The following is an 18,023-nucleotide window of genomic DNA, read 5'->3' as shown; positions in this document are numbered from 1 at the left end:
AACATGTCAGTCTACATAGAGTTACTAACTGAGTATTTATTCATAACCAATTAAAATATAAAGAGAAAAATGCAGTCAGAGGAATGCATTTTTCTTTATATGATTAAATCAGTTAGCATCTACACTAATCCATTTCTAATTTTTTGTTCAAAAATATCATAGTCCACTAAAAAAGCATCATGTCCATAGTCCGACATAAACTCATAATAATGTAAATTGACATTCGCTTGCTCAAGTAAAGTTTTACTTTTATGTAAATCTGCCACTTTAAATAATTGGTCATTGGTCACTGAAACTAAAGTATATTTTGCTTTAATACGAGATAATGCCTGTTTTATATTTTCAAAGCCAATACTTGGATCATATAAATCTAAAGCTCTCAATAAGTGCAAATAACTATTAGCATCAAAACGAGCTAAGAATTTTTTGCCTTGATAGCTCAAATAAGATTCAACTTGGAAAAAATCTCCCCAAAACTCACCTTCTGTTTTAATTGCACGTCCAAATGCTTTGGCTAATTGAAGATCAGTTCGATAAGTTAACATGCCTATCATACGAGCAATAGACAAGCCTTTATCTGGTGGATTCCCATCATAATAATCCCCATGATTAAAATTAGGATCATTAATAATTGCCTGACGCATCACATGATTAAAACCTATTGCTTCTGCACTAAATGTTAAAGAAGAACAAAGATTTATCACTCGTGCAACATCATTTGGATATTCTATTGCCCACTGTGTTGCCTGCATTCCACCAAAAGATCCGCCAATGACAGCATGTAATTGAGAAATATTTAAATAATTAAGTAAAGCTTTTTGTACGTGAACAATATCTTGAACAGTAATATTAGGAAATTGGCTACCATAAGGCTTTTGAGTAACGGGATTAATAGAGGCTGGCCCCGTTGTACCTTTACAACCTCCTAATACATTTGAGCAAATAAAGAAATATTTAGCCGTATCTAATGCCAGCCCATCCCCCATAAAACTCTGCCACCAGCCTTCAGCATGCTGTTCATTTTTAGATAAATAAGGTTCAGCATCACCTGTTAATGCATGGCAAATTAACACAACATTACTTTTATTCTCATTTAATCTACCATAGGTTTGATAAGCTACTTCAACATTTTCTAGTTGACCGCCTAAAGTGAGTTTTAAAGTGTTTTCGGTAAAGAGCTTAACTATTTTTACTGACATTAAATAACCCATAAATTAAAAAATACTTCTCTGTCTTTGCAGAGTTCAATATAAACTATCTCTAAGCATAAATATTGTCAAGAAATTTTAGACGTTTAGACGTCCAAAATTTATTTATCAAAAATTGCACTTGAACTTAAAAGAATTTTTGATTAATCTCCACTTAAGGATTAATCAAGTGAGAGATGTTTAAATGTCAGGATATAAAGGAATACAATCAAACATTGTTTCTTTTCTAGCCCCTTTGAAGCTTCTTATTAAAATTTGTTCTGTTCTATTTGCTATCAGTATTCTTAGCTTAATCGCTATTGACCAGGGCATTGCATATTATGTCCGCCATGACGTTTATACTGATATAAATAAACTACCTTATCGTCCTTATGGGTTACTTTTAGGCACATCAAAATATTTTGCTAAAAATACACCAAACTTATTCTATGTTTATCGTTTAGAGGCTGCAGAAAATTTATTTAAATCAGGTAAAGTTAATCACTTATTACTAAGTGGTGATAATCGTACTTTGCAATACAATGAACCTCGAACAATGTTTAAAGATCTCCGACAAAAAGGCATTGAAGAAGAATATCTACATATGGATTTTGCAGGATTTAGAACGCTAGATTCGATTATCCGAGCAAAAGAAATTTTCCACGCCACACCAATGACAATTATTACCCAAAAATTTCATTGTGAAAGAGCTTTATTTATCGCCAAATTCAATCACATTGATGCTATCTGCTATAGTGCAGAATACCCTAAAGACTACCCAATGGTTCGCTTTAGAGAAATCTTTGCTCGTGCCTTAATGCTTTGGGAAATTTTTACTGAAAAAGAACCGCACTTTTTAGGTACACCTGAACCTTTACCTTCTCCGACTCAAAATACCCCATAATAAACCTCTATTTAGGGATAAAAATTATCTTGAAAATCTGTTATATTTAGCTGTTAAAATTCTTATTGTTCTAAAATCTTAAAACGAGGATAATAACTCGCTTACTCAAACGAATTACACTGATATGACAGACTATATTTTATTAATTATTGGTACAGCTCTAATAAACAACTTTGTCCTAGTTAAATTCTTAGGGCTTTGTCCATTTATGGGAGTATCCAAAAAAGTTGAAACAGCTATTGGAATGGGACTCGCAACCACCTTTGTATTAACTGTTGCTTCACTTTGTTCGTATCTCGTGGATACCTATATTTTAGCACCACTAAATGCAACCTTTTTACGTACGCTAGTTTTCATTTTAGTGATTGCTGTTGTGGTTCAATTCACCGAAATGGTGATTAATAAAACTAGCCCTACCTTATATCGCTTATTAGGTATTTTCTTACCATTGATTACAACAAACTGTGCGGTTCTTGGTGTGGCATTATTAAACATAAACTTAGCACATAATCTTACTCAATCTGTTATCTATGGGTTTGGAGCATCTCTGGGTTTTGCTTTAGTACTAATTTTATTTGCTTCTTTACGAGAAAGACTGGTTGCTGCGGATGTTCCTGTTCCATTTAGAGGTGCATCAATCGCCTTAGTGACAGCAGGGCTAATGTCATTAGCGTTTATGGGTTTCACGGGTCTTATTAGACTCTAAGGCAACAAAGCTAATGACAACTTTCTACTACGTTCTTATTGCCATTGCAGTGTTAGCACTTATATTCGGTGCTATTTTAGGTTTTGCATCGATAAAATTAAAAGTTGATGCCGATCCGATTGTCGATAAAATCGATGCGATTCTTCCACAAAGTCAATGTGGACAATGTGGCTATCCTGGTTGTCGACCTTATGCAGAAGCTATTGCTAATGGTGATCAAATCACTAAATGTGTTCCTGGCGGTCAAGAGACTGTCGTCAAAATCGCTGAATTACTTGGCGTTGATGTACCTGATGCTGAATTTGCTGAAGATAACAGCCCTAAAGTTGCTTTTATCAATGAAGATATGTGTATTGGCTGTACTAAATGTATTCAAGCTTGCCCAGTTGATGCCATCATTGGCACCAATAAATCTTTACACACTATTATTCCTGACCTTTGTACAGGTTGTGAACTTTGTGTCGCCCCTTGCCCAACGGATTGTATTGTGATGATAAAAGTTGAAAAAACTGTTGATAGCTGGGATTGGAAAATTAATCCAGATCTCGTTATTCCTGTTCTAAATACCACAGATGGTAATAAAAAATTAGTGGTGGGGAAATAACAGATGGCCGATGTATTAACAAGATTTAACTCTGGTAAACTTTGGGATTTTGATGGAGGCATTCATCCTCCTGAAATGAAATCACAATCTAACCAAACCCCAATTATTCAAGCCCCATTAGCTGAAGATTTTTATGTACCTGTAAAACAACATGCTGGTTCTGCCGGTAATTTATTAGTTAAACCAGGTGATAAAGTACTTAAAGGTCAGCCTCTCACCCAAGGTGATGGTTTACGAGTATTACCTATTCATGCACCAACTTCAGGAACGGTAATCGATATTGCGCCTTATATTGCTGCACATCCATCTGGTTTATCTGAATTAGCCGTGCATATCCATGCTGATGGTAAGGATCAATGGCGTGAGCAAAATCCAATTGAAGATTTCCTCACACAAACGCCTGAAACTTTAATTGAAACTATTTATCAAGCAGGGATTGCAGGGCTTGGTGGCGCTGTATTTCCGACCGCAGCAAAAATAGACTCTGCCCAAAAACAAGTTAAATTACTGATTATTAACGGCGCTGAGTGCGAACCTTATATTACCTGTGATGATCGTTTAATGCGAGATAACCCTGAGGAAATCATTGAAGGGGTTCGTATTCTACGTTATATCTTGCGCCCAGAAAAAGTGGTTATTGCTATTGAAGATAACAAACCAGAAGCTGTAGTTGCACTTAAAAATGCATTACATGGGGCTAATGATATGGAAATCCGAGTCATTCCAACAAAATATCCTTCAGGTGCCGCAAAACAATTGATCCAAGTATTAACAGGTATGGAAGTGCCTAGTGGTCAACGTTCTTCAAGTATTGGTGTATTGATGCAGAATGTTGGAACCGCCTTTGCTATTAAACGTGCTATCATTGATGATGAGCCGTTAATTGAACGTGTTGTTACTTTCACTGGTGATAAAATTCCCAATAAAGGTAACCAGTGGGTTCGCTTTGGTACGCCTATTTCATTCTTACTAAAAAATGTAGGTTACGAATACGATGAACGCCTACCAGTTTTCCTCGGTGGGCCAATGATGGGCTTAAGCTTATCTAACCTTGATGCACCTATCACAAAATTGGGTAACTGTGTTTTAGCACCAGATCATTTTGAATATGATCACAAAGCTGAAGAACAAGCTTGTATTCGCTGTTCTGCTTGTTCTGATGCCTGCCCAGTACATTTAATGCCTCAGCAGCTCTATTGGTATGCTCGTTCAGAAGAACATGAAAAATCTGAAGAATATCATTTAAAAGATTGTATCGAATGTGGATTATGTGCCTACGTTTGCCCTAGCCATATTCCATTAATTCAATATTTCCGCCAAGAAAAAGCAAAAATTTGGGAAATTAAAGAGAAAGCTAAAAAAGCAGAAGAAGCTAAACTTCGTTTTGAAGCAAAACAAGCCCGAATGGAACGCGAATTACAAGAACGACAAGAACGTTCAAAACGAGCTGCTGAAGCTCGCCGAGAAGAATTGGCTAATCAAAAAGGTATCGATCCAGTACAAGCAGCACTTGAAAGATTAAAAGCCAAAAAAGCTGATATTACGACTAAACCAACAATTTCTAGCATGAAAACGATTGTCTCTGAAAAAGGTGAAATCTTACCTGATAACTCAGAGATAATGGCGTTACGCAAAGCTCGTCGTTTAGCTCGTCAACAAGCTGAAAAAGCAGAAAATATTGGTTCAGAAATCAACTCAATTAATACAGAAAATTCCACGGGCGATGATAAAAAAGCAGCGATTGTAGCAGCATTGGCTCGAGCTAAAGCCAAAAAGCAGGCGGCTCAAGGAACTAATGAGCAATCAGAAGTCTCCCAAACTGCGGTACAAAATACAGAAATTTCTACGGCTACTGAATCAACAGAAACGGATCCTAAAAAAGCAGCGATTGCCGCTGCCATTGCACGTGCTAAAGCCAAAAAACAGGCGGTTCAAGGAGCTAGTGAGCAATCAGAAGCCTCCCAAACTGCGGCACAAAATACAGAAATTTCTACTGCTTCTGAATCAACAGAAACGGATCCTAAAAAAGCGGCAATTGCTGCTGCGATTGCTCGAGCAAAAGCGAAAAAATTAGCTCAACAACAAGCAAATAAAACAGAATAATTTAAGGTGCTATCAATATGTTTAAAATAGCAAGTTCTCCACATAGTCATTCAGGGAAACTCACAGCACGTATTATGCTTTGGGTAATCTTAGCTATGCTTCCAGCATTATTTATGCAAATTCACTACTTCGGCTTTGGTGTGCTTATCCAAGCAACATTAGCTATCAGCTTTGCACTTTTACTTGAATTTATTGTTACCCTTCTCCGCAAAAAGTCAAAGTTATTTTATGTATCGGATTTTAGTGTCACTTTAACGGCCCTTATTTTGGCTATGGCAATCCCTCCTTATGCGCCTTATTGGGTTATTTTGATTGGGGTATTTTGTGCTGTTATTCTTGGTAAACATGTGTATGGAGGATTAGGTCAAAATCTATTTAATCCTGCTATGGTAGGCTATGTAGTACTATTAATATCCTTCCCTGTACAAATGACAAATTGGATGCCTCCTGTATCATTATTACAAGAGCCACCCACAATTATTGATGCTTATTCTTTGATTTTTACTCAAGTAAGTTCAGATGGTTTTAGTTTGCATCAACTGGCTGCTTCTATTGATGGCATTACCTCAGCCACGCCATTAGACACGGTGAAAACAGGTTTAAAATCGCATCAAAGTTTAACGGAAATTAACCAATCACCATTATTTACTCAATCTGTTTTCGCTGGTTTAGGTTGGTTCCAAGTGAATTTGGCATTCTTACTAGGTGGTTTATTCCTTATTTGGAAAAAAATTATTCATTGGCATATTCCTGTAGCGTTATTGGCGACAGTGCTCATTTTCTCTGGTTGTACTTGGGTATTTGGTCATAATATGCCATCACCCTTATGGCAATTATTTAGTGGAGCAACCATGTTCTGTGCATTCTTTATTGCGACTGATCCTGTTACAGCCTCCATTACCCATAGAGGTAAATTAATCTTTGGCGTATTAGTGGGTTTACTCCTCTGCCTTATCCGTTTTTACGGCGGATATCCTGATGGTGTAGCATTTGCTATTTTATTAGCCAATATTTGTGTGCCATTAATCGACCAATATACTCGCCCTCGTGTATCTGGCCATTTTAATAGAAAATAAGGAAACATCATGAAAATAGCTGTTGTAACCTTTCGATATGGTCTTCTTCTAGCACTGGTTGCAGTGATTTGTACCTTAGTATCTGCAGGCGTATATTTCGTTACTAAAGATAAAATTGATTCAGTAATCAGTGAAAATCAACGAAAATTATTATTAGAAGTAATTCCCCAAAATTACTTTGATAATAATTTAGTGCAAAGTTGTATAAAATCTGCGTTGCCTGATATTCATAAAATTTATTTAGCCAAAAAAAATCAACAAATTACGGCTTATGCATTTGAAACCGTTGCTCATGATGGATATTCTGGTGATATTCGTATTTTAGTGGGTTTGACTCCTTCAGGTGAAGTTTTAGGCGTGCGAACAATTGAACATCATGAAACCCCAGGTCTTGGTGATAAAATTGATTTACGTATTTCCAATTGGATTTTAAGCTTAACGAATCAACATATTACTGAAAATAATCAAGCTGAATGGGCAGTAAAAAAAGATGGTGGTAAATTTGATCAATTTGCAGGAGCAACGATTACTCCTCGCGCATTGATAAATCAAGTAAAACGTTCAGCATTATTAATGTTAAAAAGCAGTAATTTTGAACAATATCCAACATGCAATTAGTTTTTCAAAGAGATCAAAATGACAGAAAATTCTCAACAAATTGACCGCACTTTGGAAACCTCAGAAACTAAAACTGCGGTAGTCAAAACAGAAGAAAAAGGGCTATGGGCGAATCTATTCAAACAAGGCATTTGGAATAATAACCCAACATTAGTTCAGTTATTAGGCTTGTGCCCGCTATTAGCTGTATCAAGCAGTGCGACTAATGCTTTAGGGCTAGGTTTAGCAACAATGTTTGTATTGATTTGTACCAATGCAATGATTTCTATTTTCCGTAAACAAATTCCACATGAAATTCGAATTCCTATTTATGTGATGATCATTGCAACTACCGTCACTGTAGTGCAACTATTAATGAATGCTTATACCTATACTCTTTATCAATCTTTAGGAATTTTCATTCCACTCATTGTCACAAATTGTATCGTTATTGGGCGGGCAGAAGCTTTTGCTTCCAAAAACTCATTATTACATTCTATATTTGATGGATTTTCTATGGGGTTAGGGATGACATTAAGTTTATTTGTATTAGGTTCATTACGTGAGATTTTAGGTAATGGAACCTTATTTGATGGTCTCGATCAATTATTTGGCAGTTGGGCTAAATCATTACGCATTGAATTCTTCCAAAATGATAATAACTTACTTTTAGCTATTCTTCCGCCTGGAGCATTTCTTGGCTTAGCATTAATGTTAGCCTTAAAAAATATGATAGAGAATCGTAAAAAATGAACCAAGCCAAACGAATTGAAATTCTTACTCGTTTAAGAGCAGAAAACGCAAAGCCAACTACAGAACTCAACTATAGTTCACCTTTTGAGTTGTTAGTTGCTGTTATTTTATCCGCACAAGCAACAGATAAAGGTGTTAATAAAGCCACCGATAAATTATTTTCAGTAGCGAATACTCCTGAGGATATTTTAGCTTTAGGCGTAGATGGATTGAAAGAATATATTAAAACTATTGGGCTTTATAACGCTAAAGCAGAAAATATTATTAAAACATGCCGCACTTTAATTGAAAAACATCACAGCCAAGTACCTGAAAATCGTGAAGCCTTGGAGGCGCTTGCTGGAGTTGGGCGTAAAACGGCTAATGTGGTATTAAATACTGCTTTCGGGCATCCTACTATCGCAGTTGATACACATATTTTCCGTGTGTCCAATCGTACTGGTTTTGCACCAGGTAAAGATGTATTAGAAGTAGAAGAAAAACTTAATAAAGTGGTTCCTGATGAATTTAAAATGGATGTTCATCACTGGTTAATTTTATTTGGTCGTTATACTTGTATTGCTCGTAAGCCCCGATGTGGTTCTTGTCTCATTGAAGATCTCTGTGAATACAAAAATAAAACTGATATTTAATTAAATAAAAGATGTCTAACCGCATCTTTTTTTATATGTAATATAGTAAATATAAATATTTATTAAATTTTTTCTCTATTATTTTTTATTCATCTACAAAAAAATAAAAAAATAAGATAGAATAATCCCCTTTTTCGATATTTATCGAGTACTTAATCTAGATTTTAAGCCCCTTTCTTAAACTTAAAGTCATTTATAAAATCGAATTGATTTATACAAACATGGAACCAACAATGACAACAAAAACAACTGAAAGACAAACATGGTCGAGCAAACTCACCTATATCATGACTGTTGCTGGAGCAACGGTTGGCTTTGGTGCCACTTGGCGTTTTCCTTATTTAGTCGGTGAAAATGGTGGTGGAGCTTATGTTTTGTTATTCTGTGTTGCCATGATCTTAATTGGCATTCCCATGATATTAGTTGAAAATGTTATTGGTCGTCGCTTACGTGTCAACTCTATTGATGCTTTTGGTGATAAATTACAAGATAAAAATATTTCTAAATATTGGAAAATTATAGGTTACATGGGCTTACTCGGTGCCTTTGGTATTATGGCTTATTACATGGTATTAGGTGGCTGGGTAATAAATTATATTATTAGCTTGCTGACTGGCACACTTGATATTTCAATGCCAATTACTAAAGATACCGCCAAAGCATTCTATGATTCAAGCATTGGTAATAGCCCAATGCAAATTGCCCTTTATACATTTAGCTTTGTTGCCATTAACTATTTTATTTTAGCAAAAGGCATTATTGGTGGAATTGAACGCTCAGTAAAATACCTCATGCCTTTACTATTCATTTTTCTCATTGGCATGGTTATTCGTAATGTCACATTACCAGGTGCAATGGAAGGCATAATTTATTATTTAAAACCCGATTTTTCAAAAATTACGGCTAAACTCTTTATTATGGTATTAGGTCAAGTTTTCTTTGCTTTAAGCCTTGGGTTTGGTGTATTAATTACGCTCTCTAGTTATTTAAGCAAAGAAGAAAACCTGGTTCAAACTGCAATTATTACTGGTTTCACTAATACTATTATTGCGGTACTTGCTGGTTTTATGATCTTTCCATCCTTATTTAGTTTTGGAATTGCACCTAACGCAGGGCCAACATTAGTTTTCCAAAGTTTACCTATTGTCTTTTCACACTTATGGGCAGGTACTTTCTTTGCAATTATTTTCTTCTCTTTATTATTAATTGCAGCATTAACTACTTCACTTACTATCTATGAAGTTATCATTACTGCTCTACAAGAAAAATTAAAAATGCGTCGTAGCAAAGCAATTGCTCTAACTTTAGGTTTCATCTTTGTATTTGGAAATATTCCATCTATTTTAGGTGATAACATTTGGAGCAGTATTAGACTATCTGGGAAAAGTATTTTTGATGCATTCGATTTTGTGAGTGGTAATATTTTATTCTTACTCACTGCGTTAGGCTGTGCAATTTTCGTAGGTTTTGTATTAAAAGATAAAGCTAAAGAGGAACTTTCTGACTCGCCTAATTCAACATTTACTAATATTTGGTTTAACTATGTTAAATATGTTGTTCCAGTGATTATTATTGTCATTTTCTTAAGTAATTTACTCTAATTTAATCACTGTAAACAAAGAAAAATTTGAAGTTTCATCCCTTGTTATTCAAATTTCTAGGAAAATGACCGCACTTTTGCTGTATTAACTATAATAAAAAAGCCTAAATTATTTAGGCTTTTTTATTTAGTTGATTAACTATTTTCTACGCATGAATAACGAAATTAATAATCCTAAGATAAACCCAACGCCTGCACCAGCACCGGCCCATAATAGACGATCTGGACCTGATAATGCCGCTTGTCCTGGTTTTTTAAGAAAATGATAGCTAGATAAATTATCATCTAATCCTGTGACTGAACGCATCATTTTTAATTTAGCTTCCCAGTTTTGTTTACCGTTAGAATCTAAATTAACTTCACTAGCGGATTTAACTTGATCAAATAAACTTTTCCATTTAACAATAAGATCATTATAAACAGATTGTTTATTCAAATTATTAGTATAGTCCATATAAGAAGATAGCAACTCATTAGCTCTTTTAGGATTTTCAAGTTCTAAAGTTAGTCTAGCCTTATCACTACCATTTTCTACAAGATTAATTTTTTTAATTAACTTGTCTAATAATTCAGAATCATGTTGAGGGTTATCCGTAAGCTGTTGCTTATAATAATCTGTATTTTCCCAGAATGTTTTTGCATGATCATAAGAAGTCGCTAATTGTTTAAAACTATTAAATACCACCATATCGGCTTCAGTATCGACTTTCTTTTCATTAACTAAATTATATGTGGAAAATAATGAGTAATAATTACCTAATTCTGCGGTTGAGGGTTTTTCAAGAGAAACATCTGAAGTCCATTGTTCTTTCATTAAATAGCTAGAACCATAACCTGCCCCTGCAAATACAGCTGTGGATAAGAGAGTAATGAGTAATAATTTAAATCCTGAACTTGAATTAGTTGAATTATTTTCTGACATAGTTAACCCCAAATAATAAAATTATGCTTTTTTTTGATTCAAACGGCGTTGCGCTCTACGTTTCATACGACGAATAAAACGAGTTACTTTCCATGCTTTAGTAATCGAATATAGGTATAAGAAGAATAATCCAATAAATAAAATAAACATTATCCATTCATTAATGTAATAAACTTCACCTAAAATACCAAATCCAGCACAAAGCGCAGAAAATAAGGTAATCACTAAAAGTGCTTGACGTGATGTTAAACCAGCTCGAACCATTAAGTGATGTACATGTAAACGATCTGGTTTAAATGGGCTTTTACCTTTACGTAAACGACGATAAATAACAGCGATCATATCAATAATTGGAATAGCAATCACCCATAATGCGGTCACAGGATTCATTGGGTGTCCTTTTCCTTGAGTACTCAGTAAAAGAATCCAAATCATTGTGAAGCCAATTAATGTACTGCCACTATCTCCCATAAAAATTTTGCGTTCTTTACCAAAGATAGTTAAATTAAACATCACATAAGGTATTAAAGCTATAATCAATGCAAAGCACCATACGGCTAAATCATACTGCCCATCTAATAGCATTAAAATCGCAATGGCTGAAAAACTAACGCTAGATAAACCACCTAATAAACCATCGATACCATCAATCATATTAAAGGCATTAATTATTGCAATGGTTGCAAATACAGTAATAATAAAACCGACAGGACCCAAGGTAATTTGGAATGGACCAATAATTTGCCCTAAATGTTCTAAAGATAAATGACCAAAATAAATCATTAATACAGATAACACGGCTTGAATACCCGCTCGTAATGCAGCACTTAAATCAAATCGGTCATCTAGCAACCCTATGATCAATAAAACTAAGACACAAAAGAGATATAAATAAGGTAAACGAGTTGAATCCCATTGCAATAAATAGAAACAAAGGTTTCCCATAAATAAAGAAATACCACCCAATAATGGAATTGCACCTTGATGACGTTTACGATAATTAGGTTTATCAACCAACCCAACTTTAATCGCAATCGGCTTTGCAATAATAATCGTTAAAAATGAAACGATAAATGTAAGAATCAAACTAAGCCATAACATCTAATTTATACCTTCATAAATGCTCTTAAATGACAATTTTAGATGGTAAAGAATACCATAAAGGGATATTTACTACATAAATATTTTTATAAAAAAGAAAATATTTATGATATTTAAAGTACAATATATCCGTTTTATCAGATTTTATTACAAATAAACAAGGAAACTCATTATGACAGATTCCAATACTCTCTTCTCACGAGCGCAAAAAGTTATCCCAGGTGGTGTAAATTCGCCAGTACGAGCATTTAGAGGCGTTGGCGGGACACCCGTATTTATTCAAAAAGCAAAAGGTGCTTATATTTGGGATACCGATGGTAAGCGATATGTGGACTATGTAGGTTCATGGGGCCCAATGATTTTAGGTCATAACCACCCTGCTATCTTAAATGCAGTAATGAAAACGGCTGAAAATGGATTAAGTTTTGGCGCGCCTACATCAATTGAAATAGATTTAGCGGAATTAGTCTGTAAATTAATTCCATCCATTGAAATGGTACGTATGGTAAGTTCAGGGACTGAAGCAACCATGTCTGCGATTCGTTTAGCTAGAGGATATACCAACCGTGATAAAATTATTAAATTTGAGGGTTGTTATCATGGTCATGCCGATTCACTCTTAGTAAAAGCAGGCTCTGGCGCTTTAACTTTAGGTCAACCAAATTCTCCTGGAGTCCCTGCTGATTTTGCCAAACATACATTAACCTGTACTTATAATGATATTGACTCAGTTAAACAAGCATTTCAGCAATATCCAGAACAAATTGCCTGTGTAATTGTTGAACCTGTTGCTGGAAATATGAACTGTGTACCACCTAAAAATAACTTCTTACAAGGCTTACGTGAGCTTTGTGACCAATATGGTGCGGTATTTATTATTGATGAAGTAATGACAGGTTTTCGTGTGGCATTAAGTGGGGCTCAATCTTATTATAATGTAAAACCCGATTTAACTTGTTTAGGTAAAGTCATTGGTGGCGGCATGCCTGTAGGTGCCTTTGGCGGTAAAAAAGAAATTATGGAATATATTGCTCCAACTGGCCCAGTATATCAAGCAGGTACATTATCAGGTAACCCGATTGCCATGTCAGCAGGCCTTGCTTGTTTAACTGAATTACAAAAAGCAGGTAATGAAAAACACCTTGCTGAATTAACAGAAAAATTAGCATTAGGTTTAAAAGCCCTTGCCGAAAAACATCATGTTCCATTCACAGTCAACTACGTAGGTGGAATGTTTGGTTTATTCTTTACAGACAAACCAAAAGTCACTTGCTATCAAGATGTAATGGATTGTGATACTGAAAAATTTAAAATATTCTTTCATAAAATGCTCAATGAAGGTATTTATCTTGCACCATCTGCATTTGAGGCTGGTTTCATGTCATTAGCGCACACAGATGAGGACATTGAGTATACATTAAAAGCAGCAGATAAAGCCTTTGCGGCACTTGCATAAAATAATCAACTGACATACAAGCAAAGAGGACATTGCAAATGTCCTCTTTTATTATGGCAATCTATAAAGTGCGGTTAAAATTGACAAATTTCATAAGATCATCAATTATAACGATTTTGTAAAATCTGAATTGGTGATTGTCGATAGAATAATAATGACGGAATCAAAGCAACTAAAATAGCAAATATAAAGTTAAATAACACAAAATATCCATCTTCATCACTTAAATACACTGGTAATTGGAAACCACTTTCAATGCTCAAATAATATGAAATAATTAGTGCAAATATCCAGCCAATCAAGATTCCTAATAGCATTGCAAGCGCAATTACAATAACTAAAGCTAACCATACTAGTAAAAATATTTTATTTCGTGGTGCACCAAAAATACGCCATACAGCAATTTGTTGACGACGATTTTTAAGATACAACACAATAATCATCAATAGTGCTAACGCCATTAAAATTTGCGTAACAATAGAAATCCACAATAATACTTGTTTACTATCACCTAATAAGGAATGTACTTTAACTAAGACTTCAGCTGGAAATACTGCTTGAGTTGATTCATTTTTATATCGATTTCTTAATTGATATGCTCCAGAAAAACTTTTAGGTTTCACAACAATTGCAGATGCTCCCAATGGCTGAATATATTCTGAATCGTCATATTTTTCATGATGAAGATTACGTTTTTTTCTCTCATTAATATTCAGTAAAGGATGTTGATCATGATGATTAGCATGAACTTTCCAAACTGATTCAATAGGTACATAAATAGCATGATCCCAACGATTTCCTTCTGTTGGTACAATCCCTACAACAACGTAAGATTGTTCTTTATGCACATGACGATTAACATCACCAACTTGACCATGAATAGGTGAAAAATGATCTCCAATTTTAAGTCCTGTATTTTGCCCAACAACAGCTTCATTTAAATGATTAAAAACACGGCCAATAATTTTTCGCTTACCGCCATCAGTTACTAAATTAGTATTCGTTCCAACAATCGTAGAATCTTGATAAAAATCACCAAAAGCTAAAGGCGCAGCCCAGTCTACCTTGTCATTTTTTTCAAGATCTTGGTAAATTTTATAATCTATTAGACTCAAAAATGCAGGTTGTAAAAATACTGAACTTAGAACTAGCTGAGTTTCACTTCCTGGTGCACCAATTATTAAATCAAATCTTTCAGCTGCCTGAGTACTACCTTCTCTTACTGCCCGTTCTTGTAGATTAATAGCAATACTTAACGCACTAGATAATGCAATTAATAAAATAATTAGCAAGCTACCTAATTTACTTTGTTTAAAATCTAAAAGTAATAATTTAAACATAGAGAAGACCATCCTGCTTATCAGAAGCAATTCGACCATTTTCTAAACGAATGCAACGTTTCATCAAACCAATCAAATAAGGATCATGAGTCGCAACCAGTAAAGTAATATTTTGATCTTTACAAAGTGCGGTCAATAATTCAGAAATTTTATGACCATTTTCCACATCTAGACTTGCAGTAGGTTCATCAGCAATAAGAATTTTAGGATTCATAATCAAAGCTCGTGCTATAGCAACACGTTGTTTTTCACCACGAGATAAATGTTCTACATTAGTATCTACATTGGGCATGTTTAATGATAGTAATAAATCTTTAGCTTTTTGATAATACTCATTAGATACTGTCCAATAAAGAAATGAGATTGGAAGTAAAACATTTTCAATTGCACTTAATCCAGGCGTTAAATAAAAGTCCTGCATAATCATACCAACATGCTGAAATCGCCATTTATCTTGTTCAGCGGGTGATAAACTCGCAATATTATTTTTATCCCATTCGATTTCCCCCGAAGTAGGTTTTAATAAACCACTAACTAAATTTAATAGGGTGCTTTTGCCACACCCAGAAGGACCTATAATAGCGACTTGTTCTCCAGCAAGAATCTTTAACTTTTCAAGTTGTAAAATAGGATTCGGAAAGCAAGAAACTCGCATTTCTAAATTCCGAATAGATAAATTAGCCATAAAACCTCACTCATAATATTTTGTTAATATTATTTATAACGTATGAAAGCTCGCATCGACTAAACGCAGTAAACTCAAAAATCCTGTATCTGGATCTGTCCAAGAACCAAATTCTAATATGCCTTCTACTTCAATTCGTGTGTTATTTTGAACAAATTTTTGGTGCTTATCTAGATAGACCACAACAATATCTTCAGGCCAATCTGCATCAGATGAACAAAATGGACATAATGCCATTGGCATTTTTGTGAGTACAAAAAATTTAGCATCTGCTTTTAATGGCGGCGCCATAAATCCTTTCATGGTGACAGTTTTCCCATCAAACTGCTTTACCTTGTCAGAAAATTCCATACCTAATGAAGAAATTTTCCCATAAAGTTCATCAAATAATAATTCATTCTTAGCCTGTACAGATGAGCATAGAAGTGATAGAACAATGGCATAAACACATTGTTTGAATTGTTTAAACAAAATGGAAGAAACTTCTTTTTTAGTATTAATTTTCAACATGTGCTTTTATTTTTTTATCCCATTAATTGCTAAACTATCCATTAACACTTTGAAAATATCTGAGTTTTCCATGTAACCTTTGATATCTTCTGAACCTGGTCCTTGTGCTTGAATTACGATATCGTCAACAGAATGAACACCTTGAGATTCTGCACGAGGCAAAATACCTGTTCTTAATACTGCCCCAGGAATATCTTTGTATATTTCATTAGCCACATATTCACCTTTCTCATTTTTGATAGCTGGAGTAAATGGATTATCTAACTTAGGGCGGAATGTTTCATAGTAATCAGGAAAGTTATTAAAGAATACGGCTAAACGTTTTGAAACATTAATATCATCAGGATAGCCGTCCTTATTTTTATCTTCATAATTTGGATATCCTGCTTTTTCATATACTCCAACCTTTTCACGCATATCATGACCTTCTTTTTCATCATCTACCGTACCAATGATCGAAATACCATGAGTATGATCCCCAGTTACAATAATTAATGTATCTGGATGTTTTTCTGCAAATTTTTTTGCGATATCAACTGATTGATCTAACATTATCGTATTTGTTAATGCGCGTTCCCAATCTAGTGGATGTGATGCTTTATCTATTAATGCTGATTCAACTACTAACACAAATCCTTCTGGATTTTTAGATAACACATCTAAAGCAGTTTTAGTCATGGTGGTTAAATCAGGTTGGTCAGGGAATTTTTTAGTTACATTATTTTTTAAGAAACGACGATCTAAAACACCGTCCATATTCCCCGTGTGGAATAATCCTAAAAGTTTATTGGTATTTTTATCAATTGTTGTTAATTCTGTATTATTAGTAACTAATGTATAACCATCTTGTTTGAATTTTTCTATATAGTTAATATCATCTTTACGTTTAGAACCAACTATTGATTTAGGGAGAAAATAAGCTGATCCACCGCCTAACAATACATCTGGCTTAACATCATAAAACATACCAACAATTTTATCTTTATCTGCACGCCGACGTGTATGAGAAACCACGGCAGCAGGCGTTGCATCTTCTACTTCGGCATCACTTACGATACCTAAGCTTTTATTTGTTTTACGACGAATGACTTCGCCTAAAGTTTCTTGTTTAGGATGATTTAAATTATCTTTAGAACGACTTACATAAACCCCTAAAGCATTAATTGCTGATTTATGCCCAGTCATATAAGCACTCATAGTATTTGCACTATCTGCGGTAATCGCATCTGTACTATAAGTTCCAATAAAACCACTAATAGGCAAACTATCCATTGCTAATTTACCTTTTGCTTTACCTTCATAAATACCCTTCGATAAAATTCTCGCACCAGTTCTATGAGCAACAGACATACCATCACCTAAGAAGAAAATGACATTTTTAGCTTTTGCTACATCTGGTGTTTTATAAACTGTCCAATTAACTTCTGTAGTTTTATCATTTACTTTTGCTTGTACTTTATAATTGCCTGCACTCTGGATACTTACATTACGTAACCATAATGCTGAAACATTATTACCATCTTCTTTTTCAATAAATTCAACTTGTTTACTGCCTAAAACATCTTTGAAATCTTTACCATTAATCAAAATACTTACTTGTTGAGGTTGAATAACTTCATCAAATTCAACTTTAAAATCAAATTTACCATCAACCATCATCGTTGCCCGATCTAAAGGATAAATCGTATTTGCTGATGAATAAAAAGGGAAAGCGACTAGAATAAAAGGGATTAATGCATATTTTTTCATATATTCTCCAGTTATAAGTAGAAGGTTACCTGACTGGCTATAATATAAAAAAGATATATGACAGAATTATGACTATATGAATAAAAATAAAAAAGCGA

At 34.3% G+C, this 18,023-nt stretch carries 17 protein-coding genes; 10 read left to right on the top strand and 7 right to left on the bottom strand.

From position 1 onward, the window contains the following. Nucleotides 1–119: 119 nt before the first annotated feature. On the bottom strand, nucleotides 120–1,199 hold the full coding sequence (gene metX, locus BN1226_RS08250) for a homoserine O-acetyltransferase MetX (RefSeq protein ID WP_044470775.1): 1,080 nt from the start codon (nucleotides 1,197–1,199) through the stop codon (nucleotides 120–122). A 193-nt stretch (nucleotides 1,200–1,392) separates the two neighbouring features. Here metX and BN1226_RS08245 point away from each other — a divergent pair, with 193 nt between their 5' ends. From BN1226_RS08245 to BN1226_RS08205, 9 genes are all read left to right on the top strand, one after another. Further along, the gene (locus BN1226_RS08245; protein ID WP_044470774.1) at nucleotides 1,393–2,091 is read left to right on the top strand and encodes a SanA/YdcF family protein; all 699 of its coding nucleotides are present in this window, start codon (nucleotides 1,393–1,395) and stop codon (nucleotides 2,089–2,091) included. A gap of 124 nt (nucleotides 2,092–2,215) precedes the next feature. Continuing rightward, nucleotides 2,216–2,797: an electron transport complex subunit RsxA gene (gene rsxA / locus BN1226_RS08240; RefSeq protein WP_044470773.1), complete on the top strand. Its 582-nt coding sequence runs from the start codon at nucleotides 2,216–2,218 to the stop codon at nucleotides 2,795–2,797. 13 nt (nucleotides 2,798–2,810) lie between these two features. After that, nucleotides 2,811–3,401: an electron transport complex subunit RsxB gene (gene rsxB, locus BN1226_RS08235; protein ID WP_044470772.1), complete on the top strand. Its 591-nt coding sequence runs from the start codon at nucleotides 2,811–2,813 to the stop codon at nucleotides 3,399–3,401. A 3-nt stretch (nucleotides 3,402–3,404) separates the two neighbouring features. Next, nucleotides 3,405–5,504: an electron transport complex subunit RsxC gene (gene rsxC / locus BN1226_RS08230; RefSeq protein WP_044470771.1), complete on the top strand. Its 2,100-nt coding sequence runs from the start codon at nucleotides 3,405–3,407 to the stop codon at nucleotides 5,502–5,504. Between the two features lie 17 nt (nucleotides 5,505–5,521). Continuing rightward, on the top strand, nucleotides 5,522–6,580 hold the full coding sequence (gene rsxD, locus BN1226_RS08225) for an electron transport complex subunit RsxD (RefSeq protein ID WP_044470770.1): 1,059 nt from the start codon (nucleotides 5,522–5,524) through the stop codon (nucleotides 6,578–6,580). Between the two features lie 9 nt (nucleotides 6,581–6,589). Then, nucleotides 6,590–7,198 carry an electron transport complex subunit RsxG gene (rsxG, locus tag BN1226_RS08220; RefSeq protein WP_005760555.1) on the top strand — a complete coding sequence of 203 codons (609 nt, stop codon included), beginning with the start codon at nucleotides 6,590–6,592 and terminating at the stop codon, nucleotides 7,196–7,198. Between the two features lie 18 nt (nucleotides 7,199–7,216). Then, a complete protein-coding gene (locus tag BN1226_RS08215) occupies nucleotides 7,217–7,930 on the top strand; it encodes an electron transport complex subunit E (RefSeq protein ID WP_005760455.1) in 714 nt (237 codons plus the stop codon). Continuing rightward, on the top strand, nucleotides 7,927–8,562 hold the full coding sequence (gene nth, locus BN1226_RS08210; protein ID WP_005760626.1) for an endonuclease III: 636 nt from the start codon (nucleotides 7,927–7,929) through the stop codon (nucleotides 8,560–8,562). The genes BN1226_RS08215 and nth overlap by 4 nt, the downstream gene beginning before the upstream one ends. A gap of 233 nt (nucleotides 8,563–8,795) precedes the next feature. Continuing rightward, nucleotides 8,796–10,163: a sodium-dependent transporter gene (locus BN1226_RS08205; protein WP_044470769.1), complete on the top strand. Its 1,368-nt coding sequence runs from the start codon at nucleotides 8,796–8,798 to the stop codon at nucleotides 10,161–10,163. Between the two features lie 138 nt (nucleotides 10,164–10,301). Here the strand turns inward: BN1226_RS08205 and BN1226_RS08200 are convergent, their stop codons facing one another. Continuing rightward, on the bottom strand, nucleotides 10,302–11,084 hold the full coding sequence (locus BN1226_RS08200; protein WP_044470768.1) for a chain-length determining protein: 783 nt from the start codon (nucleotides 11,082–11,084) through the stop codon (nucleotides 10,302–10,304). A 21-nt stretch (nucleotides 11,085–11,105) separates the two neighbouring features. After that, nucleotides 11,106–12,185 (bottom strand): UDP-N-acetylglucosamine--undecaprenyl-phosphate N-acetylglucosaminephosphotransferase, encoded by a 1,080-nt coding sequence (gene wecA, locus BN1226_RS08195; protein ID WP_005760451.1) that lies wholly within the window; start codon nucleotides 12,183–12,185, stop codon nucleotides 11,106–11,108. Nucleotides 12,186–12,357: 172 nt separating this feature from the next. Between wecA and hemL the strand changes: the two genes are divergently transcribed. Further along, nucleotides 12,358–13,641, top strand: a complete 1,284-nt coding sequence (hemL, locus tag BN1226_RS08190; protein ID WP_044470767.1) for a glutamate-1-semialdehyde 2,1-aminomutase — start codon at nucleotides 12,358–12,360, stop codon at nucleotides 13,639–13,641. A 101-nt stretch (nucleotides 13,642–13,742) separates the two neighbouring features. On the opposite strand, the gene BN1226_RS08185 is transcribed toward hemL, so the two are convergent. Genes BN1226_RS08185 through BN1226_RS08170 form a run of 4 tightly spaced genes read right to left on the bottom strand, consistent with a single transcriptional unit; the run spans nucleotide 13,743 to nucleotide 17,925 of the window. Beyond that, a complete protein-coding gene (locus BN1226_RS08185) occupies nucleotides 13,743–14,981 on the bottom strand; it encodes an ABC transporter permease (RefSeq protein ID WP_044470766.1) in 1,239 nt (412 codons plus the stop codon). Continuing rightward, a complete protein-coding gene (locus BN1226_RS08180) occupies nucleotides 14,974–15,666 on the bottom strand; it encodes an ABC transporter ATP-binding protein (protein ID WP_044470765.1) in 693 nt (230 codons plus the stop codon). Before BN1226_RS08180 ends, BN1226_RS08185 begins: the two co-directional genes overlap by 8 nt. A 33-nt stretch (nucleotides 15,667–15,699) precedes the next feature. Further along, nucleotides 15,700–16,176, bottom strand: coding sequence for a hypothetical protein (locus tag BN1226_RS08175; RefSeq protein ID WP_044470764.1), 477 nt, complete (start codon nucleotides 16,174–16,176; stop codon nucleotides 15,700–15,702). Between the two features lie 6 nt (nucleotides 16,177–16,182). Then, a complete protein-coding gene (locus tag BN1226_RS08170; protein WP_044470763.1) occupies nucleotides 16,183–17,925 on the bottom strand; it encodes an alkaline phosphatase in 1,743 nt (580 codons plus the stop codon). Nucleotides 17,926–18,023: the final 98 nt, after the last annotated feature.

It is taken from the genome of Mannheimia massilioguelmaensis (genome assembly GCF_000940515.1).
Lineage (GTDB): Bacteria > Pseudomonadota > Gammaproteobacteria > Enterobacterales > Pasteurellaceae > Basfia > Basfia bettyae.
The sequence above is the reverse complement of the archived record's forward strand: the minus strand, read 5'-3'. Positions and strand labels throughout refer to the sequence as shown.

Bases quoted from the DNA above. Each gene is read 5' to 3' on its own strand.
- rsxG (WP_005760555.1), top strand. From the start codon at position 6,590: ATGAAAATAGCTGTTGTAACCTTTCGATATGGTCTTCTTCTAGCACTG.
- BN1226_RS08185 (WP_044470766.1), bottom strand. From the start codon at position 14,981: ATGTTTAAATTATTACTTTTAGATTTTAAACAAAGTAAATTAGGTAGC.
- wecA (WP_005760451.1), bottom strand. From the start codon at position 12,185: ATGTTATGGCTTAGTTTGATTCTTACATTTATCGTTTCATTTTTAACG.
- metX (WP_044470775.1), bottom strand. From the start codon at position 1,199: ATGTCAGTAAAAATAGTTAAGCTCTTTACCGAAAACACTTTAAAACTC.
- rsxC (WP_044470771.1), top strand. From the start codon at position 3,405: ATGGCCGATGTATTAACAAGATTTAACTCTGGTAAACTTTGGGATTTT.
- BN1226_RS08215 (WP_005760455.1), top strand. From the start codon at position 7,217: ATGACAGAAAATTCTCAACAAATTGACCGCACTTTGGAAACCTCAGAA.
- BN1226_RS08180 (WP_044470765.1), bottom strand. From the start codon at position 15,666: ATGGCTAATTTATCTATTCGGAATTTAGAAATGCGAGTTTCTTGCTTT.
- BN1226_RS08175 (WP_044470764.1), bottom strand. From the start codon at position 16,176: ATGTTGAAAATTAATACTAAAAAAGAAGTTTCTTCCATTTTGTTTAAA.
- hemL (WP_044470767.1), top strand. From the start codon at position 12,358: ATGACAGATTCCAATACTCTCTTCTCACGAGCGCAAAAAGTTATCCCA.
- BN1226_RS08170 (WP_044470763.1), bottom strand. From the start codon at position 17,925: ATGAAAAAATATGCATTAATCCCTTTTATTCTAGTCGCTTTCCCTTTT.
- nth (WP_005760626.1), top strand. From the start codon at position 7,927: ATGAACCAAGCCAAACGAATTGAAATTCTTACTCGTTTAAGAGCAGAA.
- BN1226_RS08200 (WP_044470768.1), bottom strand. From the start codon at position 11,084: ATGTCAGAAAATAATTCAACTAATTCAAGTTCAGGATTTAAATTATTA.
- BN1226_RS08205 (WP_044470769.1), top strand. From the start codon at position 8,796: ATGACAACAAAAACAACTGAAAGACAAACATGGTCGAGCAAACTCACC.
- rsxB (WP_044470772.1), top strand. From the start codon at position 2,811: ATGACAACTTTCTACTACGTTCTTATTGCCATTGCAGTGTTAGCACTT.
- rsxA (WP_044470773.1), top strand. From the start codon at position 2,216: ATGACAGACTATATTTTATTAATTATTGGTACAGCTCTAATAAACAAC.
- BN1226_RS08245 (WP_044470774.1), top strand. From the start codon at position 1,393: ATGTCAGGATATAAAGGAATACAATCAAACATTGTTTCTTTTCTAGCC.
- rsxD (WP_044470770.1), top strand. From the start codon at position 5,522: ATGTTTAAAATAGCAAGTTCTCCACATAGTCATTCAGGGAAACTCACA.